This window comes from Streptomyces graminofaciens, from assembly GCF_030294945.1.
Taxonomy (GTDB): domain Bacteria; phylum Actinomycetota; class Actinomycetes; order Streptomycetales; family Streptomycetaceae; genus Streptomyces; species Streptomyces graminofaciens.
Genome location: NZ_AP018448.1, coordinates 8,584,605 through 8,610,972, shown reverse-complemented (window position 1 = coordinate 8,610,972; position 26,368 = coordinate 8,584,605). Strand labels below are relative to the sequence as shown.

The window sequence follows — 26,368 nt, the reverse complement described above, 5'->3', positions numbered from 1 at the left end:
ACCGCTCCCCGCCTACGACCAGCGCCCCGTACGCCCCAGCAACAAGGCTGCCGCAGCCGTCCCGGCCGTCGACGTACGCAGCACGCTCGGCCCCAGCCGATACGCCCGCGCCCCCGCCTCCTCGAACAACGCCAACTCCTCCGGCGACACGCCCCCTTCAGGACCCACCACCAGCACGATCTCCCCCGAGGCCGGCAGTTCGGCAGTCGCCAGCGGCTCCTCACCGCTCTCGTGGAGCACGCCCGCGAACCCCGCCCCAGCCAACAGCGCGGCGACCTGCTTGCTGCTCGCCGCCTCCGCGACCTCGGGGAACCGCACCCGACGGGACTGCTTCCCCGCCTCCCGAGCCGTGGCCCGCCATTTGGCGAGCGCCTTCGCCCCCCGCTCGGCCTTCCACTGGGTGATGCACCGGGAGGCCGCCCACGGCACGATCGCGTCGACCCCCACCTCGGTCATGGTCTCGACGGCCAACTCGCCCCGGTCTCCCTTGGGCAGGGCCTGCACGACGGTGATCCGCGGTTCGGCGACGGGCTCCTCATGAACGGACTCCAGGTCCATGACGACCAGCCGGTCCTTGCCCTCGGCGGCCTTGACGACCCCCTCGGCCCACCGCCCGCGCCCGTCCGTGAGCACGACGTCCTCACCGGCCCGCAGCCGCTTCACGGAGACGGCGTGCCGCCCCTCCGGCCCGTCGAGCACGAACATCCCGCCGGGCAGACGCCCGAGCGAATCGACCACGAAGACGGGAGCGGTCATCAGCCCTCACTCCCGCCCGCACGCCCGGCGGTGAACTCGGCCTTCGCGGCGGCGAGTTCGGCGGCCAGCACCCGCACCAGCTCCCCGGCGGGCAGCGCGCGGGCCATCCGGTGCCCCTGTCCGGCCCACAGGGCCATGCCCTGCGCGTCCCCGGCCTTGGCGGCGGCCTTGCGCAACGGCGAGGTGAGGTGGTGGACCTCGGGGTAGGCGACCGGCGCGTACGGGCCGTGCTCGCGCAGGAAACGGTTGACCAGGCCGCGGGCCGGGCGCCCGGAGAAGGCGCGGGTCAGCTCCGTACGGACGAAGAGCGGGTCGGTCAGCGCCTGCTTGTGCACGGCCTGCGCCCCGGACTCGGGGGTGGCGAGGAACGCGGTGCCGAGCTGGGCCGCGCTCGCGCCCGCCGCGAGGAGGGCGGCGATCTGGCTGCCGCGCATGACGCCGCCGGCGGCGACGATCGGCAGGGCCACGGCCTCGCGGACCTGAGCGAGCAGGGCGAGCAGCCCGATGCCGGCGCAGTCCCGCTCGGGGTCGTCGCGGTGGGTGCCCTGGTGGCCGCCGGCCTCGACGCCCTGCACGATCACGGCGTGCGCGCCGGACCGCTCGACGGCCTGGGCCTCCTCCGCCGAGGTGGCGGTGACGAGGGTGAGCGTGCCCTTGCGGGCGAGGGACTCGATGACCTCGGGGGTCGGGCAGCCGAAGTGGAACGACACCACGGGCACCGGATCGTCGAGGAGTACGGCGAGCTTGGCGTCGTACCCGTCGTCGCGTCCGCTGTCGGGGTCGCCCAGCTCGGTTTCGTACCAGGTGGACTCACCGGCGAGTTGTTCGGCGTACACCTCGACGGCGCCGGCGTCGGCGTACTCGGGCTGCGGCATGAACAGATTCACACCGAAGGGACGCGAAGTGAGGCCCCTCAGCGTCTTGATCTCCTGATACATCCCGTCGGCCGTCTTGTAACCGGCGGCGAGGAACCCGAGCCCACCGGCCTCGGACACGGCGGCGGCCAACGGCGGCACGGAGACACCGCCCGCCATGGGGGCCTGCACGATCGGAAGCGGAACGAGATCGGTCAGCGCGGAGGACATGACGGCATGGTGTCATGCCCCTCGAACAACACCGAATTGCCCCCGCCAGCCGCGTTGCCGGATTGCGGCCCGGTGGGGGCTTGTCGCGCGGTTCCCCGCGCCCCTCAAAGGGACGCGGGACTGTCGACATGCGGCTCCGCCGCGTGGGCGCGAGCAACCACCGCGAGCAACCACAGGGAACCCGCACCCGCCGAACGACTCCTCAGCGCCCGTTGAACGCGTCCTTGAGCCGGGAGAACAACCCCTGCTGCCCGGGCTGGAACTGCCCCGTGGGCCGCTCCTCGCCACGCAGCACGGCGAGCTGCCGCAGCAGGCCCTCCTGCTCGGGATCGAGCTTCGCGGGTGTCTGCACCTCGACATGCACGATCAGATCGCCACGCCCCCCGCCCCGCAGATGCGTGACGCCCCGCCCGTGCAGCGGAATCGACTGCCCGGACTGGGTCCCGGGCCGGATGTCGACCTCCTCCAGCCCGTCCAGCGTCTCCAACGGCACCTTCGTGCCCAGCGCCGCCGCGGTCATCGGAATCGTCACCGTGCAGTGCAGATCGTCGCCGCGCCGCTGGAACGTCGGGTGCGGCAGCTCGTGGATCTCGACGTACAGGTCACCGGCGGGACCGCCACCGGGGCCGACCTCGCCCTCACCGGCCAGCTGGATCCGCGTGCCGTTGTCGACACCGGCCGGGATCTTCACCGTCAGCGTCCGCCGCGACCGGACCCGCCCGTCGCCCGCGCACTCGGGGCAGGGGTTGGGCACGATCGTGCCGAACCCCTGGCACTGCGGGCAGGGCCGGGAGGTCATGACCTGGCCGAGGAAGGACCGCGTGACCTGCGAGACCTCACCGCGGCCCCGGCACATGTCACAGGTCTGGGCGGTGGTGCCCGGAGCCGCGCCCTCACCGCTGCAGGTGGTGCAGATGACGGCCGTGTCGACCTGGATGTCCTTCGTCGTGCCGAAGGCCGCCTCGTCGAGGTCGATCTCCAGCCGGATCATCGCGTCCTGGCCCCGGCGCGTACGCGACCGCGGCCCCCGCTGGGACGCCGTACCGAAGAACGCGTCCATGATGTCCGAGAAGTTCCCGAAGCCACCGGCGCCGAAGCCGCCCGGGCCCGCGCCGCCGCCGCTCTGCGAGAGCGGGTCGCCGCCGAGGTCGTAGACCTGCTTCTTCTGCGGGTCCGACAGCACCTCGTAGGCGGCGTTGATCTCCTTGAACCGCTCCTGGGTCTTCGGATCGGGGTTGACGTCCGGGTGCAGCTCGCGCGCGAGCCTCCGGAACGCCTTCTTGATCTCGTCCTGAGACGCGTCGCGGCGCACGCCGAGTACGGCGTAGTAGTCCGTGGCCACTTTAGGACTCCGCCAGGATCTGTCCGACGTACCGTGCCACCGCTCGTACCGCTCCCATCGTTCCCGGATAGTCCATGCGCGTAGGTCCGACCACGCCCAGTTTCGCTACTGCCTCGCCGCCCGAACCGTAGCCGACCGAGACGACCGAGGTGGAGTTGAGTCCCTCATAGGCGTTCTCGTGACCGATCCGTACGGTCATGCCCGAATCCCCCGCCTCACCGAGCAACTTGAGGAGCACGACCTGCTCCTCCAGTGCCTCCAGCACGGGCCGGATGGTGAGGGGAAAGTCATGTCCGAAGCGGGTGAGATTGGCCGTTCCGCCGATCATCAGCCGCTCCTCGCTCTCCTCCACGAGTGCTTCGAGGAGCGTGGAGAGCACGGTCGCGACCGTACCCCGGTCCTCCACGTCGAACGCCTCGGGGAGGTCCTCGACCAGGCGCGGTACGTCCGTGAAACGACGGCCCGCGACCCGGCTGTTCAGCCGTGCCCGCAGATCCGCGAGAGACGTTTCTCCGAACGGCGCCGGGCAGTCCACCAGCCGCTGTTCCACCCGGCCCGTGTCCGTGATCAGCACGAGCATGAGGCGGGCGGGGGCGAGCGACAACAGTTCCACGTGCCGCACGGTCGAACGCGTGAGCGAGGGGTACTGCACGACGGCGACCTGCCGCGTCAGCTGCGCGAGCAGCCGAACGGTCCTGGCCACCACGTCGTCGAGGTCGACCGCGCCGTCCAGGAAGTTCTGGATGGCGCGCCGCTCGGGCGGGGTCATCGGCTTGACGCCGGCGAGCTTGTCGACGAAGAGGCGGTACCCCTTGTCGGTGGGGATGCGGCCCGCACTGGTGTGCGGCTGCGCGATGTACCCCTCGTCCTCCAGGGCCGCCATGTCGTTGCGGACGGTCGCCGGGGACACGCCGAGGTTGTGCCGCTCGGTGAGCGCCTTGGAACCCACCGGCTCCTCGGTGCCGACGTAGTCCTGGACGATGGCGCGCAGCACTTGCAGCCTGCGTTCACTGAGCAACGCGCACACCTCCAGCTCTCGTCTCTCCCGCCACTCCCCCTTGGCACTCGCCCCGGGCGAGTGCCAGCACTCCCGCGCCCAGTGTACGGCGGTGGGGTACGGCCACGGCAAGGCCGGTCCAGCCATGCCATGCCGACGTGTACCGACCTGTCCGGCGATGTCGCACCACTGCTCCTCCGCGTTCCGGCCGCTTTCCGGCCGTCTTCTACTCGCGAGTAGGTGATGGTTGTGGCGCTTTCGCCTCGGCGGGGTGCGGAGGGGCTACGGCTAGCGTCGAGGTATGACGGTGACTTGGGAAGAGTCCGGGTGGGAAGAGGTGACGCGCCGGGTCGGGCGGTGCCGGCTGCCCGTATGGGACTGCACGGCCGGGCTCGTGGTCGGGGACGGGGCGGTCCTCCTGATCGACGCGGGATCGAGCCTCGGAGAGGGCGCGCGGTTGCGCAACGAGGCGCGGCGGCTGCTGGGCGGCGCCCGTGTGACACATCTCGCGCTGACGCACTCCCACTTCGACCATGTCTTCGGGGCGGCGGCGTTCGCGGGGGTGGAGGTGTTCGGCGCGGTGGGCCTGGACAAGGCCCTCGCCCGCGACCGGGAGGAGCTGCGCGCCGACGCCGTACGCAACGGTCTCGACGCCGGGGAGGCCGCCGAGGCCGCTGACCTCCTGGTGCGCCCCCACCACCATGTCTCCGGCGAGTGGACCCTCGACCTCGGCGGTGGCGTGCAGGTACTGCTGGCGAACGTGGGCCCGGGCCACACGGCGCACGACCTCGCGGTGCTCGTGCCGGGTTCCCCTTCGTCCCCGGAGGTGGTGTTCTGCGGCGACCTGGTGGAGGAGTCGGGTGATCCGCAGGCCGGCCCGGACGCGGTCCCCTCCCACTGGCCGGCGGCCCTGGACCGCCTGCTGGACCTGGGCGGCGAGGACGCGCTGTATGTGCCGGGGCACGGGGCGGTGGTGGACGCGGCGTTCGTCAGGGCCCAGCGGGACGCGCTGGCGGTCCGCTTCGGCGTGTCGTAGGGCCTCTTCGACGGCTTCTCCGATCGTCATCTCCTATCGTCATCCGAATGCGCCAGTACTCACCGGACCTGACCCCTCCCTGGAAGAAGCCCAAGCCGGTACCGGAGGTCCCGGCCGACCCCGGTCTGGTGGTCGAGGAGCCCGGCACGGGTTTCTGCGGCGCGGTGATCCGCTGCGAGGCGGGCACGGTCACGCTGGAGGACCGCTTCGGCAAGCACCGGGTGTTCCCGCTGGAGCCGCGGGGCTTCCTGCTGGAGGGCAGGGTGGTGACGCTGGTACGCCCGTCCTCCTCGGCCCCGGTCCGCCCGTCCCGCACGGCCTCCGGGTCGGTGGCGGTCCCGGGTGCACGCGCGCGCGTGGCCCGCGCCGGGCGCATCTATGTGGAGGGGCGCCACGACGCCGAACTGGTCGAGAAGGTCTGGGGCGACGACCTGCGCATCGAGGGCGTGGTGGTGGAGTACCTGGAGGGTGTGGACGACCTCCCCGCGATCGTCGCAGCCTTCGCGCCCGGCCCCGACGCCCGCCTCGGAGTCCTGGTCGACCACCTGGTCCCCGGCAGCAAGGAGTCCCGCATCGCGGCGTCGGTGACCAGCGAACACGCCCTGGTGGTCGGCCACCCGTACATCGACATCTGGGAGGCGGTGAAGCCGTCGTCGTTGGGCATCCCGGGGTGGCCGCGCGTCCCTCACGGCCAGGACTGGAAGACGGGCGTGTGCCGAGCACTGGGCTGGCCGGAAAACACCGGGGCGGCGTGGCAGGGGATTCTGGGGCGGGTGCGGTCCTACAAGGACCTGGAGCCGGAGTTGCTGGGGCGGGTGGAGGAACTGATCGACTTCGTGACGGCTCCGCGGTAGCCGTCCTGTCCGACCTGGCTGCGGGCAGTCGTGCCGCTGGGGCGGCACGGGTGGGCGCAGCGGCACCTCGTAGCCGCCGAGCTGCGGGCCTCCCCGCCCCGCCCCGGCGCCTCAGTCCACCAGGTCCCGCACCACCGCGTCCGCCAGCAGCCGCCCGCGCAGCGTCAGCACCGCCCGCCCCTCCTCGTACGGACCGGCCGCCAGCAACCCGTCCGTCAGGGCCCGCCCGGCCGCCGTCAGCCCATCCGGCCGCAGCAGCGCCAACGGCGCCCCCTCCCGCAGCCGCAGCTCCAGCAGGATCCGCTCCACGCGGCGGTCCTCCTCCGTGAGGAGTTCGCGCCCGGCGCCCGGTGAGCGGCCCGCCGCGAGGGCCCCGGCGTACGCCCCCGGATGCTTCACGTTCCACCAGCGCACCCCGCCCACATGGCTGTGCGCCCCCGGCCCCGCACCCCACCAGTCGGCGCCGCGCCAGTACAACTCGTTGTGAAGGCAGCGGGCGGATGCGGACGTGGCCCAGTTCGACACCTCGTACCACTCGTAGCCCGCCCCGGACAGCGTCTCCTCCGCGATCAGGTAGCGGTCCGCGTGGACGTCGTCGTCCGTCATCGGGACCTCGCCCCGGCGGATACGGCGGGCGAGCTGTGTGCCCTCCTCGACGATCAGCGCGTACGCCGAGACGTGGTCGGGGCCGGCGCCGAGCGCGGCGTCCAGGGAGGCCCGCCAGTCGTCGTCGGACTCGCCCGGTGTGCCGTAGATCAGGTCGAGGTTGACATGCTCGAAGCCCGCCGCCCGCGCCTCCGCGACGCACGCCTCGGGGCGCCCGGGCGTGTGCGTACGGTCCAGCACCTTCAGGACGTGCTGCCGCGCGCTCTGCATGCCGAAGGAGATCCGGTTGAAGCCGCCGGCCCGGAGGGTCGCCAGGTACGCCGGGTCCACCGACTCCGGGTTCGCCTCCGTCGTGACCTCCGCGTCGTCCGCGAGGCCGAACTCGTCGCGGATCGCCCCCAGCATCCGTACGAGGTCGTCGGCGGCCAGCAGCGTGGGTGTGCCGCCGCCGACGAAGACCGTGCGGACGGGGCGCGGGTCGTCGCCGAGGACCTTGCGGGCCAGGCGGATCTCGTCGATCACGGTGTCCGCGTAGTTGTCGCGGGAGGCCAGCACCCCACCTGTGCCGCGCAGCTCGGTCGCGGTGTACGTGTTGAAGTCGCAGTAGCCGCAGCGGGTCGCGCAGTAGGGGACGTGCAGATAGAACCCGAGGGGACGCGCCGCCGCCCCGGCCAGGGCGTGCGCGGGCAGCGCCCCGTCGTCGGGGACGGGCTCACCGTCGGGGAGTGCGGAAGGCATGCCTTCCATTGTCCACGGTCCAGGTGCGAGCCCACAAACGAGGCCCTTCGAAAATCAGCGGATCATTAAGAGAATCCTGGATTTCATTGAGCAGCCTCCTGCCACGACCTACGTTTTCCTTGCTGTTGAGATCAAACTCTCGATCGGTTTCGCAAGGAGTGACATGTCGAATACCAGGAACGCGCTCCGGTACGCGCTGGCGGGCTCGATGCTCGCGTCGGTGCTGTCGGTGGGCGCGCTGGCGGGCCAGGCGAGCGCCGCCGACCGCTACTGCGGCGCGCCGAGCGGCTGATACTGCATCGCGGTCGTGAACAAGACGAACGACGTGCACAGCTGGCGCAACCCCCGCTGGAACAACCAGTGCATGCCCAACAGCGCGCCCGGGTCGAAGAAGTATTACCAGTCCTACACCGACAGGCCGTCGCTCGCCCTGATTCCGTACGCGGACGCCAATTGCGGAAAGGCGATCCACAACGACTACACCCGCGGTTACGACGCGGACGAGGGCCGCTTCGTCGTCCCCCGTTACTTCGCGCGCTGACCCGTCCCGGGCGGGTGAGCGCTACTCCGCCTGCAGCACCAGCAGCGCCAGGTCGTCCTCCGGCGGCCGTTCCCCGAACTCGTGCACGAGCCGCCGGATGCGCTCGGCGATCAGCTCGGCGCCGAGCCCGGCGCAGCCGCACAGCGCGTCGGCGAGACCGTCGCGGTCGTCGAACATGTGCGGGCCGGAGCGCCGCTCGGTCACCCCGTCCGTGACGCACAGCAGCGTGTCGCCGTGGCGCAGCTCGAACGTCTCGGAGGCGTACGTCTCGTCCTCGATCACCCCGAGCAGGGTCTGTGGCTCGGCCATGGTCCGTACCTCGCCGTCGGCACCGAGGAGCAGCGGCAGCGGATGTCCGGCCGAGGCGAGGGTGCAGCGGACGCCGCCGTCGAAGGGGACGAGTTCGCCGTAGAGGAGGGAGAGGAAGCGGGTCTGGGGGCCCTCGTCCGCGCCGAGCCCGGGTCCGCCGGCGGCCACGAGGGCGCGGGCGGCGGCGTCGGCGGCCTCGGTGGCGTCGTCGAGGAGGAGCTGGTTGAGGCGGTCCAGGACGTCCGGGACGCCGTATCCCTCGCGGGCGAGCAGCCGCAGCCAGGGGCGGGCGAGGCCGATGACGACCGCGGCCTCGGGGCCCTTGCCCTGGACGTCGCCGAGCGCGAAGCACCAGCGGCCCCGGCCCGCCGGGAACAGGTCGTAGAAGTCGCCGCTGGGGCCGCCCTTGTCGCACGGCTCGTAGACGAGGGCGCTCGCCACGCCGGGGATCTCGGCGACCGCGCCGGGCAGCAGCCCGCGCTGCAGGACCCGGCTGATGGTGGCCTGCCGGGCGTACTGGCGGGCCGCCCCGATGGCCAGCGCGACCCGGCGGCTGAGGTCCTCGACCAGGCCGGTGACCTCGTCCGGGAAGCGGAGCAGTCCGGCGCGGCCGATGACCAGCGTGCCGAGGGGGCGTCCGCCCGCGATCAGCCGGTAGGCGAGGGCGGCACCCTCCGCCTCACCGTCGCCGCCTGCCTCACCGTCCCCGGCCGCGTGACCCACCTCGCCCGAAGCCCTCTCCTGCCCTCCCGACCGCTCTTCCCACCGTTCTTCCGGCAGACCCGGCTGTTCCTCCGGCAGCCCCGGCCAGGGCACGACGACCGCCCGCGAGCGCACCGCGTCCGGCAGCCGGGGCGGGTCCTTCTCCAGGGCCCGCCGAAGCTCCTCGATGCGGTTCTCGCTGCCGTGCCAGACCCGGGCGAGCCGCTGGCCCGCCCCGTGCGACCCCTCGCCGCCGCGCCAGCCCAGGCCCTCGTCCTCCAGCCACACCGCGCACCAGTCGGCGAGGCGCGGCACCAGGAGCTGTCCGGCGAGCGCGGCGACCAGATCCTCGTCGAGCTGTCCGGCGAGCAGATCGGAGGCCTCGGCGAGGAAGGAGAGAGCACCGCGGTTCAGCCACTCCGGGTCGCGCTCGACACCGTGGCGGGGAGCGGGGGCGATGATGCCGAGCGGGGCCCGACCTGCGTCGAGGACCGGTTCGGCCGGTTCCGCCGGTTCGGCGCGTTCGGTGGGTTCGATCCGCCACGCCGGTTCCGTCCTCCCGCCGGGTTCCGTCGATTCCGTCCGGGCGGGCTCGAAGCCGTACGTCCCCGCCGCCCCTCCCTCCCGTTCCGCACCGGCGTACGCCCGCGCCCCCTCCCCATGGCCGCGCGCACCCCCGTACGCCTCCCCCGCCCCCTCGACGACCCCCATCCCGCCGTCCACCGACAACCGCGCCCACACGGCCTTCACCCCGGTGCGATAGGTGATCCCCCAGGCCTCGGAGAGGGCGGCGACGAGGCGCAGGCCCCGCCCGTACTCGGCGGCCTCATAAGGGCGTTCGACCAGGTACGGGCGCTCGGCGCCCTCGTCCCTTACGGGGCGGGAGGGGTGGTGGTCGGAGACCTCGACGACGAGGCGGCCGGGTGCCGTGTCGGGGTGGCGGTGGTCGTGGTCGAGCCGACAGAACAGTTCGACCTCGGTGCCCGCGTGCACGACCGCGTTGGTGACCAGCTCGCTGACCACGACGAGTACGTCCTCGGCGAGACGGGCGGGGAGGTCGGCGGCGCCGGGCAGACCGAGTTCGGCCCACTCCGCGAGCGCGGCACGGACGAAACGGCGGGCGGCTCCCGGCGCGAGCGGGCTGCCGGGCAAGGTCGCACGCGCCACCGCACGCCGGTGCACTCCGGCGCGCACCACCACGTCCCCCAAGCCTCCCGGGCCACCCATGTCCACCTCGACTCCCGTGCCGTCCACGCCTCCCACGACCTCCAGTTCCCCTCCGTGCACGCCCCCTTCCCCGTACGCGAGCGTGCCGGGAGCACACGACGCGCTCTCCCGTTGCGTCGGAACGGCACCCATTGCGCGGCTCCCCGAGAAGTTCGGACGAATGGGCCTCAGGTGGCACGGACAGAGTGACAGACTGGCCACGCCCATAAGCGCCGAGTTACCGAAGTGGGCCACCATGAGTGAGAACAGTGCTACGCGGGCACACGAAGTCGGTCAAAAAGACAGCGAAACGGACGACCGGATCCGCGCATCCGATCTGCGTGCCCTGCTCGCCGCGATGACCGCGGCCAGGGACGGCAGCTTCACCAAAGTGGCGGAAACGGGGCCCGCGCCGGTCGCGGAGCTGTGCGCCCTGTTCAACCAGATCATCGACCGGAGCACCCACTTCGGTACGGAAGTGCAGCGCGTCCGGCGGGAGTTGGTCCGCCACGGCCGCCTGGACGAGCGGCTTTCCGCCAGTCCCGGGCAGGGCGCCTGGGCCACCCGGGTCAATGACGTGAACCAGACCCTCGACGCGCTGGTCGCCCCGGCCGCGAACGCGACCCGTGTGCTGGACGCGGTGGCCGGCGGCGATCTCACCCAGCGCGTCGACCTGCACGACGGCAATCGCCAACTCCGGGGTGATCTAAGGCGGTTGGGCCGGGCCGTGAACAAGATGGTCGACCAGTTGTCGTTGTTCACGGGCGAGGTGACCCGGGTCGCGCGCGAGGTCGGTACGGAAGGGCGGCTCGGCGGTCGCGCCAAGGTGCGGGGGCTGTCCGGAAGTTGGCGGGATGTGACCGAGGCGGTCAACACCATGGCCGCCCGGCTGACCGCGCAGGTCCGTGACATCGCCCTGGTGACCACGGCCGTGGCGCGCGGCGATCTGACCCGTACGGTGACCGTGGAGGCGACCGGCGAGTTGCTGGAGCTGAAGCTCACGGTGAACACGATGGTCGATCAGCTCTCCGCGTTCGCCGACGAGGTCACGCGCGTGGCCCGCGAGGTCGGCACCGAGGGCCAGTTGGGCGGCCGGGCCCAGGTCAGAGGCGTGTCCGGGGTCTGGAAGGACCTCACCGACAACGTCAACTTCATGGCGTCGAACCTGACCTCCCAGGTCCGCAACATCGCCCAGGTGACGACGGCCGTCGCCAACGGCGACCTCAGCCAGAAGATCACCGTCGACGCCCAGGGCGAGATCCTCGAACTGAAGTCGACGATCAACACGATGGTCGACCAGCTCCTCGCCTTCGCCGACGAGGTCACCCGTGTCGCCCGCGAGGTCGGCACCGAGGGCAACCTCGGCGGCCGGGCCCAGGTCAGAGGCGTGTCGGGCGTCTGGAAAGACCTCACCGACAACGTCAACTTCATGGCGGACAACCTGACTTCGCAGGTCAGGAACATCGCGCTCGTCTCCACGGCCGTGGCCCAGGGCGATCTCGGCAAGAAGATCACGGTGGAGGCGAAGGGTGAGATCCTTGAGCTGAAGTCCACGATCAACACGATGGTCGACCAGCTCTCGGCGTTCGCGGACGAGGTGACCCGTGTGGCCCGCGAGGTCGGCACCGAGGGCAACCTCGGCGGTCAGGCCCAGGTCAGAGGCGTGTCGGGCGTCTGGAAAGACCTCACCGACAACGTCAACTTCATGGCGCTGAACCTCACCTCTCAGGTCCGCAACATCGCCCAGGTGACCACGGCCGTCGCCAACGGCAACCTCTCCAAGAAGATCACCGTCGACGCGCGCGGCGAGATCCTCGAACTGAAGGACACCGTCAACACGATGGTGGACCAGCTGCGCGCCTTCGCCGACGAGGTGACGAGGGTCGCCCGCGAGGTGGGCACCGACGGCCGGCTCGGCGGCCGCGCCCAGGTGCTGGGCGTGTCCGGTGTGTGGCGAGATCTGACCGACAACGTCAACTACATGGCCGACAACCTCACATCTCAGGTCAGAAACATCGCTCAAGTGGCCACGGCGGTGGCGCAGGGCGACCTCTCGAAGAAGATCGACGTCGACGCCCGCGGCGAGATCCTCGAACTGAAGACGACCATCAACACGATGGTCGACACGCTCTCCTCCTTCTCCTCCGAGGTCACGCGCGTGGCCCGCGAGGTGGGTTCGGAGGGCCAGCTCGGCGGTCAGGCACGGGTCGAGGGCGTGTACGGCACCTGGAAGCGTCTGACGACGAACGTGAACGAACTCGCGCTGAATCTGACCACTCAGGTCCGAGCGATCGCCGAGGTCGCCTCCGCCGTGGCCCAGGGCGACATGTCCCGCTCGATCTCGGTGGAGACGCGCGGCGAGGTCGCGGAGCTGAAGGACAACATCAACCTGATGGTGGCCAACCTCCGTGAGACGACCCGTGCGAAGGACTGGCTGGAGTCCAACCTGGCCCGGCTCGCCGCCCTGATGCAGGGCCACCGCGACCTGATGGAGGTCGCCGACCTGATCCTGCGCGAGCTGACCCCGCTGGTGAACGCCCAGTACGGCGCCTTCTACCTGGCCGACCCCGAGGAGGACGGCACGACCCTGCGCCCGGTGGCGCCCACCAAGGGCCTGGCCTTCATCGCCGGCTACGGCGCGGCACAGGGCGCGACGGTCGAGACCGGGGGCCTGCCGGTGCACGGCCTGGTGGCCCAGGCGGCCCGGGAGAAGAAGCGCATCCTGGTCGAGGAGGCCCCGCCGGACTACATCAAGATCAACAGCGGTCTGGGCGAGGCGGCCCCCTCCAGCGTCGTCATCATCCCGATCCTCTTCGAGGACACACTCCTCGGCGTGATCGAACTCGCCTCCTTCTCCCGCTTCTCCGACGTCCACCTGGCCTTCTTCGACCAGTTCGTGAACACGATCGGCGTCGCGATCAACACGATCATCGCCAACTCCCGTACCGAGTCACTCCTGGGCGAGTCTCAGCGCCTGGCCATGCAGCTCCAGGAGCGCTCCGACGAACTCCAGAAGCAGCAGGCGGAGTTGCAGCACTCGAACGCCGAACTGGAGGAGAAGGCAGCCCTGCTGGCCACGTCCTCCCAATACAAGTCGGAGTTCCTGGCGAACATGTCGCACGAGCTGCGCACGCCGCTCAACTCGCTCCTGATCCTGGCCAGGCTGCTCTCCGACAACCCGGACGGCCATCTCTCCGACCAGGAAGTGCAGTTCGCGGCCACGATCCACCGCTCGGGCTCGGACCTCCTCCAGCTGATCAACGACATCCTGGACCTGTCGAAGATCGAGGCGGGCCGGATGGACGTACGCCCGAAGAAGCTGCCGCTGATCAAGCTGCTGGACTACGTCCACGCCACATTCCGCCCCCTCACCCTCGACCGGGGCCTGGCCTTCGAGGTGACGGTCGGCGCGGACGTACCGCGCGAGATGTACTCCGACGAGCAACGCCTCCAGCAGATCCTCCGCAACCTCATCTCCAACGCGATCAAGTTCACCGCGTCCGGCCACGTCGAGCTGACCGTACGCAGGCTCAGCGACCCGGACCACCTCTACACCCGCGAGAACAGCGACGACGTGATCGCCTTCGCGGTCTCCGACACCGGCATCGGCATCGCGGCCGAGAAACTCCCGGTGATCTTCGAGGCGTTCCAGCAGGCCGACGGCACCACGAACCGCAAGTACGGCGGCACGGGCCTCGGCCTGTCCATCAGCCGGGAGATCGCGGGTCTGCTGGGCGGCAGGATCATCGCCGAGAGCGTCCCGGGCAGGGGCTCGACGTTCACGCTGTACGTGCCGGTCTACAGCCCCGGCCACTCGGCGCCGGGCCCCGCTCCCGAGGACCGCGGCGCGCTCGCCCTCGTGCCCGAGCAGCTCACCGCCGAGCCGTACCCCGCGGCGCACGACAGCGACGACACCTGGCCCGCGCCGACCAAGCTGGAGGCCTGGAAGTCGGGCCGGGCGGGCCAGGTCCTGCCCGGCCGCCGCGTACTGATCGTGGACGACGACATCCGCAACGTCTTCGCGCTCACCCATGTCCTGGGCCGCGTCGGCATGCCGGTCCTGTACGCGGAGAACGGCCGCGAGGGCATCGAGACCCTGGAGCGCAACCCGGACGTCGAACTCGTCCTGATGGACATCATGATGCCGGAGATGGACGGCTACGAGACGCTCTCCGCCATCCGCCGCACCCCGCGCTGGGCGGGCCTGCCCATCGTCGCGCTGACCGCGAAGGCGATGCCCGGCGACCGCGAGAAGTCCATCGCCCGGGGCGCCAACGACTACGTGCCCAAGCCGGTGGACGTCGACCAGCTGCTCACCGTCGTCTGCGCGGTCCTCGACCCCGACGGCACGGCTGGCCCGGTGGGCGCGGCAGGCACGGAACCAGAGAAACCCACCGAAGAGAACGAGACACCTTCACCATGAGCACTCAGGACCGGGCCGACGGACGCGCGGGAATACTCCTCGTCGACGACATGGAGGACAACCTGATCGCCCTGGAGGCCGTCCTGGCGTCCCTCAACGAGCCGCTCGTACGGGCCCGTTCGGGCGAGGATGCGATGAAGGCGCTGCTCAGACAGCGCTTCGCCGTGGTCCTCCTCGACATCCGCATGCCGGGCATGGACGGCTTCGAGACGGCCGCCAACATCAAACGCCTCGACCAGACCAAGGACGTCCCGATCATCTTCCTCACCGGCACGGACGCCGACGCCGGCTACGCCTTCCGCGGTTACGCGACGGGCGCGGCCGACTATCTGACCAAGCCGTTCGACCCCTGGGTGCTACGGGCGAAGGTGAGCGTGTTCCTGGACCTGTACAGGAAGAACCAGCAGTTGGAGCGGTTGCTGGCACAGCGACAGGAGCACGCTCAGCAGGTCACCGCGCGCTTGGCATCGTTGGAGAAGCACCTGACCGAGCCCGCACCCGACTTGGCGGAGCTGCGGACACAGGTCAGATACCTACGGGACTTGATAGCGGGCGATCAGGGCACGTGACCCAGGGGCGCGGGGCTGTGTTGAATGTGCGGCTCCGCCGCGTGGGCGCGCCCAGCCAGGTACGCCCCGCAGCCTGCCGACGGTCCGCAGTTCCCCTCGCCCCCCGAGCGGAGCGCTACGCCTCCCGCGCTCCGGCGTACATCTCGTCGATCAGATGCTTGTACTCCCGCTCGACCACCGGCCGCTTCAACTTCAGGCTCGGCGTCAACTCCCCGTGCTCCACATCCAGATCCCGCGGCAGCAACCGGAACTTCTTGACCGTCTGCCACCGCTGCAGCCCCTCGTTGAGCCGCTTCACATGCCCCTCGATGAACTCGACCGTCACCGGCGCCGCGATGACCTCCTCGTACGACTTGCCCACCAGCCCGTTCTCCTTGGCCCAGCCGAGGATGGACGGCTCGTCGAGGGCGATGAGGGCGGTGCAGAAGTTGCGGTCGGCGCCGATCACCATGACGTTGGACGTGAACGGGCACAGCGCCTTGAACTGGCCCTCGATCTCGGTCGGCGCGACGTACTTGCCGCCGGACGTCTTGAACAGGTCCTTCTTGCGGTCGGTGATCCGCAGATAGCCGTCGGGCGACAGCTCGCCGATGTCACCGGTGTGGAACCAGCCGTCGGCCTCCAGCACCTCGGCGGTCTTCTCGGGCAGCCCGTGGTAGCCCTCCATGATGCCGGGGCCGCGCAGCAGGATCTCGCCGTCGTCCGCGATGCGCACCTCGCAGCCGGGCAGCGGCTTGCCGACCGTACCCGTGCGGTACGCCTCGCCGGGGTTCACGAAGGAGGCCGCCGAGGTCTCGGTCAGGCCGTAGCCCTCCAGGATGTGGATGCCGGCGCCGGCGAAGAAGTAGCCGATGTCGGGGGCGAGCGCGACGGACCCGGAGACACAGGCGCGCAGCCGGCCGCCGAAGGCCTCGCGGAGCTTCTTGTAGACCAGCGCGTCGGCGACCTTGTGCTTCGCGGTCAGCGCGAAGGGCGCGGAGGCGGTGCCGGTGCGGCGGAAGCTGTCCTGGCTGGCCTTGGCGTACTCGCGGGAGACCTCGGCCGCCCACTGGAAGATCTTGTACTTGGCGGGGCCGCCCTCGCGGGCCTTGGCGGCGACGCCGTTGTAGACCTTCTCGAAGATGCGCGGCACGGCCGCCATGTACGTCGGCTGGACGACCGGCAGATTCTCGATGATCTTGTCGACACGGCCGTCCACGGCGGTGATGTGCCCGATCTCGATATGCCCCGAGGTCAGCACCTTGCCGAACACATGGGCGAGCGGCAGCCAGAGGTACTGCACATCCGCGTCGGTGAGCAGCCCGGTCGCGGCGATCGCCTTCGCCATGTACGACCAGTTGTCGTGCGGCAGACGCACACCCTTGGGGCGGCCGGTGGTGCCCGAGGTGTAGATGAGGGTGGCGAGCTGGTCCTTGGTGATCGCCGCGACCTTCTCCTGGACCAGGTCGGGGTCCTTCTCCAGCCGGGCCGCGCCCCGCTTCTCCAGCTCGGCGAGGGACAGCACCCAGTCCTCGGAGAGGTCCGCGCCCTCGGTGTCGATGACGACGACATGGGTCAGCTCGGGCAGCTCGTCCTTCTTCTCGCGCGCCTTGGCGAGCTGCGCCGCGTCCTCCGCGATCAGTACACGGCTGCCGGAGTCGGCGAGGATGTACGCGGACTCGTCGGCGTTGGTCTGCGGATAGACGGTGGTGGTGGCCGCGCCCGCGCACATGATGCCGAGGTCGCCGAGGATCCACTCGATCCGGGTCGCGGAGGCGAGGGCGACGCGCTGCTCCGGCTGCACACCCAGTTCGACCAGCCCGGCGGCGATCGCGCGCACCCGCTCGGCCGTCTGGGCCCAGCTCAGCGACTTCCAGTCGGCCGGGCCCTCGCCCGAGGCCGTCGGCACCGGGTAACGGAAGGCTTCGGCGTCGGGCGTGGCCGCCACGCGCTCCAGGAAGAGGGCCGCCACCGACGGCGGCCGGTTTTCGATCAGGGTCTGTGTGTCGCTCACGACATCCTCCGGGGCCCGCGACAGTGCGGCTGGCTCATGGACTGTGTGCACAAGGACTGTGTGCTCAGGGACTGTGCGGCTGGCTCAATGCGACTGTTGTTTAACTCGCGAGTAACTAGCGAGTGGTGATCAGGGTAGAGCGCGACTGGCCTGTTCGTAAGGGGCGGCGGCCCGTCACTTTCCACCGGGAACGACCGTACCGACGCACACGGCCCCGTCGCGTAGTGACGCGACGGGGCCGCACTCTGCCCAAGTTTCCGGAGTTGACGGCGACTACTTCTTGCCCTTGCCGCCACCCGCGCTGTCGTCGCTGGACAGCACGGCGATGAAGGCCTCCTGCGGAACCTCCACAGAGCCCACCATCTTCATCCGCTTCTTGCCTTCCTTCTGCTTCTCCAGCAGCTTCCGCTTCCGGGAGATGTCACCGCCGTAGCACTTGGCGAGGACGTCCTTGCGGATGGCGCGAATCGTCTCGCGGGCGATGACGCGGGAGCCGATGGCGGCCTGGATCGGCACCTCGAAGGCCTGCCGCGGAATCAGCTCGCGCAGCTTGGCGACGAGCCGCACCCCGTACGCGTACGCCGCGTCCTTGTGGGTGATCGCCGAGAAGGCGTCCACCTTGTCGCCGTGCAGCAGGATGTCGACCTTGACGAGGCTGGAGGTCTGCTCGCCGGTGGGCTCGTAGTCCAGCGACGCGTAACCACGCGTCTTCGACTTCAGCTGGTCGAAGAAGTCGAAGACGATCTCGGCGAGCGGCAGGGTGTAGCGGATCTCGACGCGGTCCTCGGAGAGGTAGTCCATGCCGAGGAGGGTGCCGCGCCGGGTCTGGCAGAGCTCCATGATCGAGCCGATGAACTCGGTCGGTGCGAGGATCGTGGCGCGCACGACGGGCTCGTACACCTCATTGATCTTCCCCTCGGGGAACTCGCTCGGGTTGGTGACGACGTGCTCGCTGCCGTCCTCCATCACGACCCGGTAGACCACGTTGGGCGCGGTGGCGATCAGGTCGAGGCCGAACTCGCGCTCCAGCCGCTCGCGGATCACGTCGAGGTGCAGCAGCCCCAGGAAGCCGACGCGGAAACCGAAGCCGAGGGCGGCGGAGGTCTCCGGCTCGTAGACCAGCGCGGCGTCGTTGAGCTGGAGCTTGTCGAGGGCCTCGCGCAGCTCGGGGTAGTCGGAGCCGTCCAGCGGATAGAGCCCGGAGAAGACCATGGGCTTCGGGTCCTTGTATCCGCCGAGGGCCTCCGTCGCCCCCTTCTGCTGGCTGGTGACGGTGTCACCGACCTTGGACTGACGGACGTCCTTCACACCGGTGATGAGGTAGCCCACCTCGCCGACGCCGAGGCCGTCGGCGCCGAGCATCTCGGGCGAGTTGGTCCCGATCTCCAGCAGCTCGTGCGTGGCGCCCGTGGACATCATCCGGATCCGCTCACGCTTGTTGAGCTGCCCGTCGATGACACGGACGTACGTCACGACACCTCGGTAGGAGTCGTAGACGGAGTCGAAGATCATGGCGCGGGCGGGCGCGTCCTTGACGCCGACCGGCGCCGGCACCTCGCGTACGACCTTGTCGAGCAGCGCGTCGACGCCCACGCCCGTCTTGGCGGAGACCTTGAGGACGTCCTCGGGGTCGCATCCGATGAGGTTGGCGAGCTCCTCGGAGAACTTCTCCGGCTGGGCGGCCGGCAGATCGATCTTGTTGAGCACCGGGATGATCTTGAGGTCGTTCTCCATCGCCAGGTACAGGTTGGCGAGGGTCTGCGCCTCGATGCCCTGAGCCGCGTCGACGAGCAGGACGGTGCCCTCACAGGCCGCCAGCGACCGCGACACCTCGTACGTGAAGTCGACGTGCCCCGGGGTGTCGATCATGTTGAGGATGTGCGTCTTGCCCGGATCGGTGGTGGGCGCCCAGGGCAGACGCACCGCCTGGGACTTGATGGTGATGCCGCGCTCACGCTCGATGTCCATGCGGTCGAGGTACTGAGCACGCATCTGCCGCTGATCCACCACACCGGTCAGCTGGAGCATCCGGTCGGCGAGCGTGGACTTGCCGTGGTCGATGTGGGCGATGATGCAGAAATTGCGGATCAGCGCCGGGTCGGTACGGCTCGGCTCGGGCACATGGCTGGGGATCGCGGGCACGCAGGGTCCTGATTCTTGAGGCGTCCGCATCGTCTGCGGTCTCGGGTCGGATCGATACGTAGGCTCCATGGTCCCACGGGTACGGGCCTGAAGCGGGTCCGGGCCGTGCGGGCACCCCCCGCCCGATCGTCACGGAGGCCGGTTTGGGCTGGCCGGAGGGCGACTGCTAGCCTGGGTGGCTGTGTCTCATGCCCTCTCAGCAGGAGGCACACCCCAAAGAAACCAAGCGGTTCCCGAGGCGTGTCCGGCAGTCCTGCGTGGCCTGTCTGTTCACGTCCTCGTGCACCAGTAGCTGAAAAGGCTCATTCGTGGCGAACATCAAGTCCCAGATCAAGCGGAACAAGACGAACGAGAAGGCGCGCCTTCGCAACAAGGCCGTCAAGTCGTCGCTCAAGACCGCGATCCGCAAGGCCCGCGAGGCCACTGCCGCGGGTGACGTGGAGAAGGCCACCGAGCTGCAGCGCGCTGCCGCTCGTGCGCTCGACAAGGCCGTCTCCAAGGGCGTCATCCACAAGAACCAGGCCGCCAACAAGAAGTCGGCGCTTGCTTCGAAGGTCGCCACCCTCAAGGGCTGAGGCCGGCGGAGCCACTACGGCTCCACCCCCTCCGACTTGACCGCCGGCTGGACCCAGAGCGGGCCCTCTCTCTCCGCTCCCACCCGGCACCCGAACCTGTACGCGGCCTGCGTTCGCCACGCGGGTACAGGTTCACCATCTTTGACCGAGACCCCGCTTCCCGCCCCTTCCCCGGGGTGGGGGTGGGGTTTTTGGGTTTGTGGGGTGGGGTGGGGTGGTGGGGGGGCTTCGGTGGTTGTGAAGTTCAGCGGGGCTGTCGGCGACTCGGATTGTGCCTCCGGGGCACGCCTTCCAGCCGGGTCCAGGCACACTCAGCCCGTCCGGCGTTCGAGGACGAGGCCGTCCAGGCCGAAGCGGGGGTCTGGGGGCGGCAGCCCTCAGGTTCAGGATGGGACGGGTAGGGGCGGCGGGGGCGACCCCCTCCACGCCAACCCCCCGCTACGCAGCCCCTCGCCGAGCCCGAGCCGCCCGAGCAACCGCCACAACCGCCTTCTCCAACGCGTACTCGGGATCATCCCCCCCGCCCTTCACCCCGGCATCCGCCTCCGCGACCGCCCGCAATGCGATCGCCACCCCGTCCGGCGTCCACCCCCGCATCTGCTGCCGCACCCGATCGATCTTCCACGGCGGCATCCCCAGCTCCCGAGCGAGATCCGCCGGCCGCCCACCCCGCGCGGACGACAGCTTCCCGATGGCCCGCACTCCCTGCGCCAACGCACTGGTGATCAACACCGGCGCCACCCCGGTCGCCAGCGACCACCTGAGCGCTTCCAGCGCCTCCGCGGCCCGACCCTCGACCGCCCGGTCCGCGACCTCGAAGCTCGACGCCTCGGCCCGCCCGGTGTAGTAGCGCCCGACCACGGCCTCGTCGATCGTCCCCTCGACATCCGCGACCAGCTGCGAGGCCGCCGAGGCAAGCTCCCGCAGATCACTCCCGATCGCGTCGACCAACACCTGGCACGCCTCAGGCGTCGCGGACCGTCCGAGCGCCCGGAACTCGCCCCGCACGAACGCCAGCCGATCCGCCGGCTTCGTCATCTTCGGGCACGCCACCTCCCGCGCCCCCACCTTGCGCGCGGCGTCCAGCAGCCCCTTGCCCTTGGCCGCACCCGCGTGCAACAGCACAAGGGTGATCTCCTCGGCGGGCGCCCCCAGATACGCCTTCACATCCTTGATCGTGTCGGCCGAGAGATCCTGCGCGTTGCGTACGACCACGACCTTGCGCTCCGCGAAGAGCGACGGACTCGTCAACTCGGCGAGCGTGCCGGGCTGCAACTGGTCCGGAGTCAGGTCACGTACGTCCGTGTCGGCGTCGGCGGCCCGGGCGGCGGCCACCACCTCCTGCACGGCACGGTCGAGCAGGAGGTCCTCCTGGCCCACGGCAAGCGTGACGGGGGCGAGAGGGTCGTCATGTGCGGTCTTCTTGGCCATCCCCGAAAGCATCCCACGACCCACTGACAACGCGACCCTCGCGGCAGCCCCGCCCCAGCCCGGCTCCAGCCCCGGCGGAGCGCTACGGCTCCTCCCGCCACCCGTCCCACTCCCCCGCGAACTCGTCCAACGCCGCCGCGTCGAGCCGCCCGTCCTCGTCCCGCAGCACCACGAGCCACTGCGCGTCCTCCGCGTCGTCCTCCCCGGCCAACGCGTCCCGCACCACCTGCGGCTCCTCGTCGACCGCGAACCGCTCCCGGAGCGCCTCCACCGCCTCTTCCGCGGCCTCACGGTCGGGCAGCACCAGCACATGTCTCACATCACTCACGAGAACATTTTCCGCTACGGCGGGGTCCCCTCATACCGGCCGGGTCACCTCATACCGGGGTGGGGGGCTCCCCCCTCCCCCTCCCCCGCGCCCACCCTCCCCATCACCCCTCCCCCACTCCCCACCCCTCCCTCACTCCCGAACCTCGGGCACCCGCCGAAGCTCCACCCCGAACCGCTCCCGGTACACGGTCAGGATCTCCTCGTCCGTGCCCAGGTCCGTCACCTCGCGGTCGCCTCCGGGGGACGTGAGGGTGAGCCGACGGCCGCCGAGGGTGATCCGGCCTCCGTCCTCGGTCACCAGTGAGCAGACGAGCGACTGGGTGAAGTGCGAGGCCGGCGACGTGCTGTGCCACCAGGCTCCGGCTCCGAAGTCGCCGAGTGCTCTCGGGCGCACCTCCAGCCGGTACTGCGGTGTGCCGTCCCACAGCACATCCAGGTCTCCGAACTCCCGTGCCTCCCCCTCCCCTTCCGCCCCGACCACGCGGAACGTGCCGCACGGGTCCTTCTGCTCACCCCGCTCCCCGAACCGCAGCGGGTAGTGGCTGTGCGCCCCGAACCCCACGTCGGCCAGCCATTCACCGCCGTCCACGGTCCGCACCCGCAGCGCGAGATGGTCGTACGGGATCCCGAGCCTGCCCTCGTCGCCGTACACCCGCGCCGCGAGCAGCGCCACGTCGAAGCCCAGTGCCGCGAGCAGCGCCGCGAACACCCCGTTCAGTTCGTAGCAGAAGCCTCCCCGGTGCTCGCCGACGACCTTGTCGAGCAGCCGTTTCTCCTCCAGCACGATCTCCTCTCCGAGGTGGATCGAGAGATTCTCGAACGGCACCGTCCGCAGATGGCGCAGATGCAGCTCACGCAGTGCGTCGGCGGTGGGCCGGGCGGGGCGCTCGGCCCCGATCCGGCGGAGGTAGGCGTCGAGCTGTGCGGGATACATGGACATGGACTCAGTCTCTCGCCACTCGCAGTTCCCGCGCCGTCCCCGCGACGGCGATCGCGCCGTCCTCGTCCGTACGCAGCACCGTGGCACCCTGGGCCCGGAGCGCCGCGACCGTGCCGGGGGCCGGGTGCCCGTAAGGGTTGTCCGAGCCGACCGAGATGAGCGCCAGGCGTGGGGCCATCGCACGTATGAGGTCCGGGTCCTGGTACGCCGACCCGTGGTGGGCGACCTTCACGACGTCCACGGCTCTCAGGTCAGCGGGCGCCGCCGATCTCAACAGGTCCCGCTGGGCGGGCGGTTCGAGGTCGCCGAGGAGCAGCAGGGTCAGTCCGGCGGACCGTACGAGCATGGTCACGCTGGCGTCGTTCGGCCCCTCCGGGACGGGCCCCGAGTCCGGTGGCGGCCACAGCACCCGCCAGGCGAGCCCGCCCGTGCGCCGCTCCTCTCCGGCGACGGCACGCGTCACCGGGATACGCCGGGCCGCGGCCTCCCTGTGCACGAACTCGGCCTGGTCGACGGGCTCCTCGTACCCGGTCGTCTCGATCGCGCCGACCGTGCGCCCGCGCAGTACGCCGGGCAGCCCCGCCACATGGTCGGCGTGGAAGTGGGTGAGGACGACGAGCGGCACTCTGGTGATGCCGAGGGTCGTCAGACAGCGGTCGATCAGCGTCGGGTCAGGACCGGCGTCGACCACCACTCCCGTGCCCTCGCCCGCCGCGAGCACGGTCGCGTCGCCCTGACCTACGTCGCACATCACGAACCGCCAGCCGGGCGGCGGCCACCCCGTGATCACCCTGGTGACCGAGGGTGGCTGCACCACGACCAGCAGGAACGCCACGAGGCAGATCCCGACCGGCCAGGGGCGGCCCACGAGCCGCCGCCCGACCAGTACGAGAGCCGCCGTGACCAGGGCCAGCAGCAGCGCGCCCGGCCAGCTTCCCGGCCAGTCCACTCCCGCGCCGGGCAGGGACGCTCCGGTGCGTGCGATGTCCGCGATCCACCCGGCGGGCCAACTCGCGCACCATGCGATGCACTTGGCCACGGGCATCGCCACCGGTGCGGTCGCCAGCGTGGCGAACCCCAGTACGGTGGCCGGCGCCACGGCGAACTCCGCCAGGAGGTTGCACGGCACCGCCACCAGGCTCACATGGGCCGACAGCACGGCCACGACCGGTGCGCACACCGCCTGCGCGGCCCCCGCCGCGGCCAGCGCCTCGGCCGGGCGCGGCGGCACCCGGCGCCGCTGCAGCGCGGCACTCCAGCGCGGAGCGAGGGTGAGCAGGGCACCGGTGGCGAGGACGGAGAGCAGGAAACCGTAGCTACGGGCGAGCCACGGGTCGTACAGCACCAGCAGCAGTACCGCAGTCGCCAGCGCGGGAATGAGAGACCTGCGGCGCCCTGTCGCGATGGCCAGCAGCGCGATCGACCCACATGCCGCGGCCCGCACCACGCTCGGATCCGGCCTGCACACGATCACGAAGCCGATCGTCAGCGCGCCGCCGACCAATGCGGTCACCCGCAACGAGATCCCGAGCCGGGGCGCGAGCCCTCTCCGCTCGGCACGCTGGGCGAGCCCGGGCGGCCCGATGAACAGGGCAAGCAGGATAGTGAAATTTGCTCCACTTACAGCCAGTAGATGAGTAAGGTCCGTGGCCTTGAACGCCTCGTCCAGCTCGGCCGGTACCCGTGACGTGTCGCCGACCACGAAGCCCGGCAGCAGGGCCCTTGCGTCCGGTTCCAGTTCGTCGGTCGCCTCTCGCAGCCCGGCACGCAGCCGCCCCGCGAGCCTCTGGGCCGCGCTCGGCTCCTCGACCACCTCGGGCGGGCCACCGCCCCGTACCCGCAGTACGGCCGCGACCCGGTCGCCCCCGGCCAGCGCCGGCACCGCCTGCGCGGCCACCCGTACCCGCGTGGAGGGCAGCAGCGACAGCCAGGGCGAACGGGCGCGCTCGTCCGGCGGGGCTTGCGCTTCCCGTCCGGGGGCCGAAGGCGGACCACTCCTTCTGCCCCTGCCCGATGACACGTCGACGATGACCAGGACCGGCGTCCGCGTGGCCGTCGTCCTCCCGTCCGGCCCCCGTACCCGCCGTACCTCGGCCTCGACGACCACGGCACTCGGAGCGGCGTGGTTCCCCTTGATCCGGGGGCGGGTGAGCCTCGGGTCGGCGGTGAGTTCGATGTCGGCGGTCACATGGGCGTAGTGGCGTGCCAGGACGGGAACGGGTCCACGGCGCAGATCCGCCCCGTGCAGCCCGGCCGAGGCGGCTGCCGCGGCGATGCAGAGCAGCATCGCGGCGACGGACACCTGCGTCCAGACCGAGCGGGTCCTGCTCCGGCGTCGAGTCATGAGCAGCGCCCCGCCCGTGACCAGGCAGACCGTCGCCACACCCGCGGTCCACCCGGTCGAGGCGTCCAGCATCAGCGCCGCCGTCCCCCATGCGGCCAACGCGGGTGGCACGAGCCGCAGATCCGTCGGCCCTTCCTGCCTCGGATTCGCCACCCCGAGCCGCGACGCGGAGGCCGCGTGCACGGCTGGGCGAGGGGAGTGGGTGCTGATGACCTCTGGTGCCGCATGAGTCTCGGAAGCACCACTCACCCCGGCCACCCCCGCCGAACCCCCGCTCTCCGGCGCCCTCATGGCCGGACAAGGTTTCGCAGATCGGCGAAGCGGCGGTCTCCGATGCCGTTGACCTCGCGGAGTTCGTCGACCGAGCGGAAGCCGCCGTGCTGGGTGCGGTAGTCGATGATGTGCTGGGCCAGTACGGGGCCGACGCCGGGCAGAGTGTCAAGTTGGTCCGTGGTGGCCGTGTTGAGGGAGACGGGCGCGGCGGGGGCCGCTCCGGCGGCGCCACTCGTCCCGCCCGCGCTGGCCCCGCTCCCTCCGCCGGGCCCCGGACCCGCCCCGGTCACCGGCACCGCACCGCCCACCACGACCTGTTCGCCGTCGACCAGGAGCCTGGCCCGGTTGAGTCCCTCGGTGTTCGTGCCCGGTCGCACGCCACCCGCTGCCCGCAGCGCGTCGGCGACTCGCGAACCCGCCGGGAGCCGTTGGATCCCGGGGTTCCGCACTTTTCCACTGACGTCCACCACGATCGGCGGTGCCGCGGGAACAGCCGTGGCTCCGCCCGCCGTGCCACCCGGTACGGCCTCCCGCTCGCCGCCCGACGCGCCGTGGGACACCACCGACCGCACCACCTCGGGCGCGCTCACCGATTGCACCCGGCCCGCCCAGAAGTGCTGCGCGGCGAACAACGCTGCGACGACCAACACCACGCTCAGCGCGATCACGCTCTTGCGTTCGAGACCGCACCGCGCCTGCAACCACAACGGCAGCCGCTCCCGCACAGCCGGCCCGACCCGCTCCCGCCAGGCCCCTCCGGGGCTGCGGCCCACAGCACCGTCCCCGCCGCCGACCACAGCCTCGCCGCCACCGGTCGCTTCGTCTCCACCTCCGACCAATGCCGTGCTCTCACGCGGAAGGTCCCGCTCCCCCACCTCCCCGAAGGCGCCACTCAGCCGGCCTACGCGCTCCGCGAGCTCCCTGCGCCCCGCGCGCTCGCCCCGGCCCACGCGCCCCGTGGCCTCAACGCCCCGACCCTCGTCGGCCCACGCCTGATCACGACCGAAGCTCCGAGCCACACCGACCCCCAGCCCCGTCGCACCGACCGGCTGCCCGAGCCTCGTCCTCCCCATCGCCTGCCCGAGCCCGGCCGCGCCCTCAGCGCCGCCAACGCCTCCAGCACCCACAGTGCCCTCAGCACCGTCAGTGCCCTGAACACCCCCCGCCTCCCCCGGC

General features: G+C 70.9%; 20 protein-coding genes. 7 read left to right on the top strand and 13 right to left on the bottom strand.

The annotated features are described in order from the left end of the window. Positions 1–12 precede the first annotated feature (12 nt). The 4 genes from SGFS_RS37835 to hrcA form a co-directional block, all read right to left on the bottom strand. Positions 13–756, bottom strand: coding sequence for a 16S rRNA (uracil(1498)-N(3))-methyltransferase (locus SGFS_RS37835; protein WP_286256696.1), 744 nt, complete (start codon positions 754–756; stop codon positions 13–15). Beyond that, positions 756–1,841 carry a nitronate monooxygenase gene (locus SGFS_RS37830; RefSeq protein ID WP_286256695.1) on the bottom strand — a complete coding sequence of 362 codons (1,086 nt, stop codon included), beginning with the start codon at positions 1,839–1,841 and terminating at the stop codon, positions 756–758. The genes SGFS_RS37835 and SGFS_RS37830 overlap by 1 nt, the downstream gene beginning before the upstream one ends. 202 nt (positions 1,842–2,043) lie before the next feature. After that, the gene (gene dnaJ / locus SGFS_RS37825; RefSeq protein WP_286256694.1) at positions 2,044–3,183 is read right to left on the bottom strand and encodes a molecular chaperone DnaJ; all 1,140 of its coding nucleotides are present in this window, start codon (positions 3,181–3,183) and stop codon (positions 2,044–2,046) included. A 1-nt stretch (position 3,184) separates the two neighbouring features. Beyond that, entirely contained in the window at positions 3,185–4,201 is a 1,017-nt protein-coding gene (gene hrcA / locus SGFS_RS37820; RefSeq protein ID WP_286256693.1) for a heat-inducible transcriptional repressor HrcA, read from the bottom strand. Between the two features lie 280 nt (positions 4,202–4,481). On the opposite strand from hrcA, the gene SGFS_RS37815 reads away from it, so the two are divergent. Beyond that, on the top strand, positions 4,482–5,216 hold the full coding sequence (locus SGFS_RS37815) for an MBL fold metallo-hydrolase (protein ID WP_286256692.1): 735 nt from the start codon (positions 4,482–4,484) through the stop codon (positions 5,214–5,216). Positions 5,217–5,263: 47 nt separating this feature from the next. Beyond that, the gene (locus SGFS_RS37810; protein WP_286256691.1) at positions 5,264–6,070 is read left to right on the top strand and encodes a DUF3097 domain-containing protein; all 807 of its coding nucleotides are present in this window, start codon (positions 5,264–5,266) and stop codon (positions 6,068–6,070) included. A 111-nt stretch (positions 6,071–6,181) separates the two neighbouring features. On the opposite strand, the gene hemW is transcribed toward SGFS_RS37810, so the two are convergent. Beyond that, complete coding sequence (gene hemW / locus SGFS_RS37805) at positions 6,182–7,414, bottom strand: radical SAM family heme chaperone HemW (RefSeq protein WP_286256690.1); 1,233 nt, start codon at positions 7,412–7,414, stop codon at positions 6,182–6,184. 163 nt (positions 7,415–7,577) lie between these two features. Here hemW and SGFS_RS37800 point away from each other — a divergent pair, with 163 nt between their 5' ends. Then, entirely contained in the window at positions 7,578–7,706 is a 129-nt protein-coding gene (locus SGFS_RS37800; protein WP_286256689.1) for a hypothetical protein, read from the top strand. Positions 7,707–7,721: 15 nt separating this feature from the next. Continuing rightward, a complete protein-coding gene (locus SGFS_RS37795; protein ID WP_286256688.1) occupies positions 7,722–7,955 on the top strand; it encodes a hypothetical protein in 234 nt (77 codons plus the stop codon). A gap of 21 nt (positions 7,956–7,976) precedes the next feature. Here the strand turns inward: SGFS_RS37795 and SGFS_RS37790 are convergent, their stop codons facing one another. After that, complete coding sequence (locus SGFS_RS37790) at positions 7,977–10,193, bottom strand: ATP-binding SpoIIE family protein phosphatase (RefSeq protein ID WP_286260267.1); 2,217 nt, start codon at positions 10,191–10,193, stop codon at positions 7,977–7,979. Between the two features lie 235 nt (positions 10,194–10,428). Here SGFS_RS37790 and SGFS_RS37785 point away from each other — a divergent pair, with 235 nt between their 5' ends. Together SGFS_RS37785 and SGFS_RS37780 are read left to right on the top strand one after the other, a co-directional pair. Continuing rightward, on the top strand, positions 10,429–14,595 hold the full coding sequence (locus tag SGFS_RS37785; protein WP_286256687.1) for a HAMP domain-containing protein: 4,167 nt from the start codon (positions 10,429–10,431) through the stop codon (positions 14,593–14,595). Then, on the top strand, positions 14,592–15,164 hold the full coding sequence (locus tag SGFS_RS37780; protein WP_286256685.1) for a response regulator: 573 nt from the start codon (positions 14,592–14,594) through the stop codon (positions 15,162–15,164). The genes SGFS_RS37785 and SGFS_RS37780 overlap by 4 nt, the downstream gene beginning before the upstream one ends. Positions 15,165–15,279: 115 nt before the next feature. Here the strand turns inward: SGFS_RS37780 and SGFS_RS37775 are convergent, their stop codons facing one another. Next, positions 15,280–17,157 carry an AMP-dependent synthetase/ligase gene (locus SGFS_RS37775; RefSeq protein WP_286256684.1) on the bottom strand — a complete coding sequence of 626 codons (1,878 nt, stop codon included), beginning with the start codon at positions 17,155–17,157 and terminating at the stop codon, positions 15,280–15,282. A gap of 273 nt (positions 17,158–17,430) precedes the next feature. Next, complete coding sequence (lepA, locus tag SGFS_RS37770; RefSeq protein WP_286256683.1) at positions 17,431–19,299, bottom strand: translation elongation factor 4; 1,869 nt, start codon at positions 19,297–19,299, stop codon at positions 17,431–17,433. Between the two features lie 308 nt (positions 19,300–19,607). Between lepA and rpsT the strand changes: the two genes are divergently transcribed. Further along, a complete protein-coding gene (rpsT, locus tag SGFS_RS37765; protein ID WP_286256682.1) occupies positions 19,608–19,874 on the top strand; it encodes a 30S ribosomal protein S20 in 267 nt (88 codons plus the stop codon). Between the two features lie 438 nt (positions 19,875–20,312). Here rpsT and holA read toward each other — a convergent pair whose 3' ends face one another. The 5 genes from holA to SGFS_RS37740 form a co-directional block, all read right to left on the bottom strand. Beyond that, positions 20,313–21,305, bottom strand: coding sequence for a DNA polymerase III subunit delta (holA, locus tag SGFS_RS37760; RefSeq protein WP_286256681.1), 993 nt, complete (start codon positions 21,303–21,305; stop codon positions 20,313–20,315). An 82-nt stretch (positions 21,306–21,387) separates the two neighbouring features. After that, positions 21,388–21,633 (bottom strand): hypothetical protein, encoded by a 246-nt coding sequence (locus SGFS_RS37755; protein ID WP_286256680.1) that lies wholly within the window; start codon positions 21,631–21,633, stop codon positions 21,388–21,390. Between the two features lie 132 nt (positions 21,634–21,765). Beyond that, positions 21,766–22,569: an arylamine N-acetyltransferase family protein gene (locus tag SGFS_RS37750; protein WP_286260266.1), complete on the bottom strand. Its 804-nt coding sequence runs from the start codon at positions 22,567–22,569 to the stop codon at positions 21,766–21,768. Between the two features lie 10 nt (positions 22,570–22,579). Next, a complete protein-coding gene (locus tag SGFS_RS37745) occupies positions 22,580–25,102 on the bottom strand; it encodes a ComEC/Rec2 family competence protein (RefSeq protein WP_286256679.1) in 2,523 nt (840 codons plus the stop codon). Between the two features lie 104 nt (positions 25,103–25,206). Continuing rightward, complete coding sequence (locus tag SGFS_RS37740; RefSeq protein WP_286256678.1) at positions 25,207–26,265, bottom strand: ComEA family DNA-binding protein; 1,059 nt, start codon at positions 26,263–26,265, stop codon at positions 25,207–25,209. Positions 26,266–26,368: the final 103 nt, after the last annotated feature.

Excerpts from the sequence above, each read along its gene's own strand:
- SGFS_RS37785 (WP_286256687.1), top strand. The coding sequence starts at position 10,429 with ATGAGTGAGAACAGTGCTACGCGGGCACACGAAGTCGGTCAAAAAGAC.
- SGFS_RS37810 (WP_286256691.1), top strand. The coding sequence starts at position 5,264 with ATGCGCCAGTACTCACCGGACCTGACCCCTCCCTGGAAGAAGCCCAAG.
- SGFS_RS37750 (WP_286260266.1), bottom strand. The coding sequence starts at position 22,569 with ATGTATCCCGCACAGCTCGACGCCTACCTCCGCCGGATCGGGGCCGAG.
- SGFS_RS37815 (WP_286256692.1), top strand. The coding sequence starts at position 4,482 with ATGACGGTGACTTGGGAAGAGTCCGGGTGGGAAGAGGTGACGCGCCGG.
- SGFS_RS37835 (WP_286256696.1), bottom strand. The coding sequence starts at position 756 with ATGACCGCTCCCGTCTTCGTGGTCGATTCGCTCGGGCGTCTGCCCGGC.
- SGFS_RS37830 (WP_286256695.1), bottom strand. The coding sequence starts at position 1,841 with ATGTCCTCCGCGCTGACCGATCTCGTTCCGCTTCCGATCGTGCAGGCC.
- SGFS_RS37780 (WP_286256685.1), top strand. The coding sequence starts at position 14,592 with ATGAGCACTCAGGACCGGGCCGACGGACGCGCGGGAATACTCCTCGTC.
- holA (WP_286256681.1), bottom strand. The coding sequence starts at position 21,305 with ATGGCCAAGAAGACCGCACATGACGACCCTCTCGCCCCCGTCACGCTT.
- SGFS_RS37790 (WP_286260267.1), bottom strand. The coding sequence starts at position 10,193 with ATGGGTGGCCCGGGAGGCTTGGGGGACGTGGTGGTGCGCGCCGGAGTG.
- SGFS_RS37800 (WP_286256689.1), top strand. The coding sequence starts at position 7,578 with ATGTCGAATACCAGGAACGCGCTCCGGTACGCGCTGGCGGGCTCGATG.
- SGFS_RS37740 (WP_286256678.1), bottom strand. The coding sequence starts at position 26,265 with ATGGGGAGGACGAGGCTCGGGCAGCCGGTCGGTGCGACGGGGCTGGGG.
- hemW (WP_286256690.1), bottom strand. The coding sequence starts at position 7,414 with ATGCCTTCCGCACTCCCCGACGGTGAGCCCGTCCCCGACGACGGGGCG.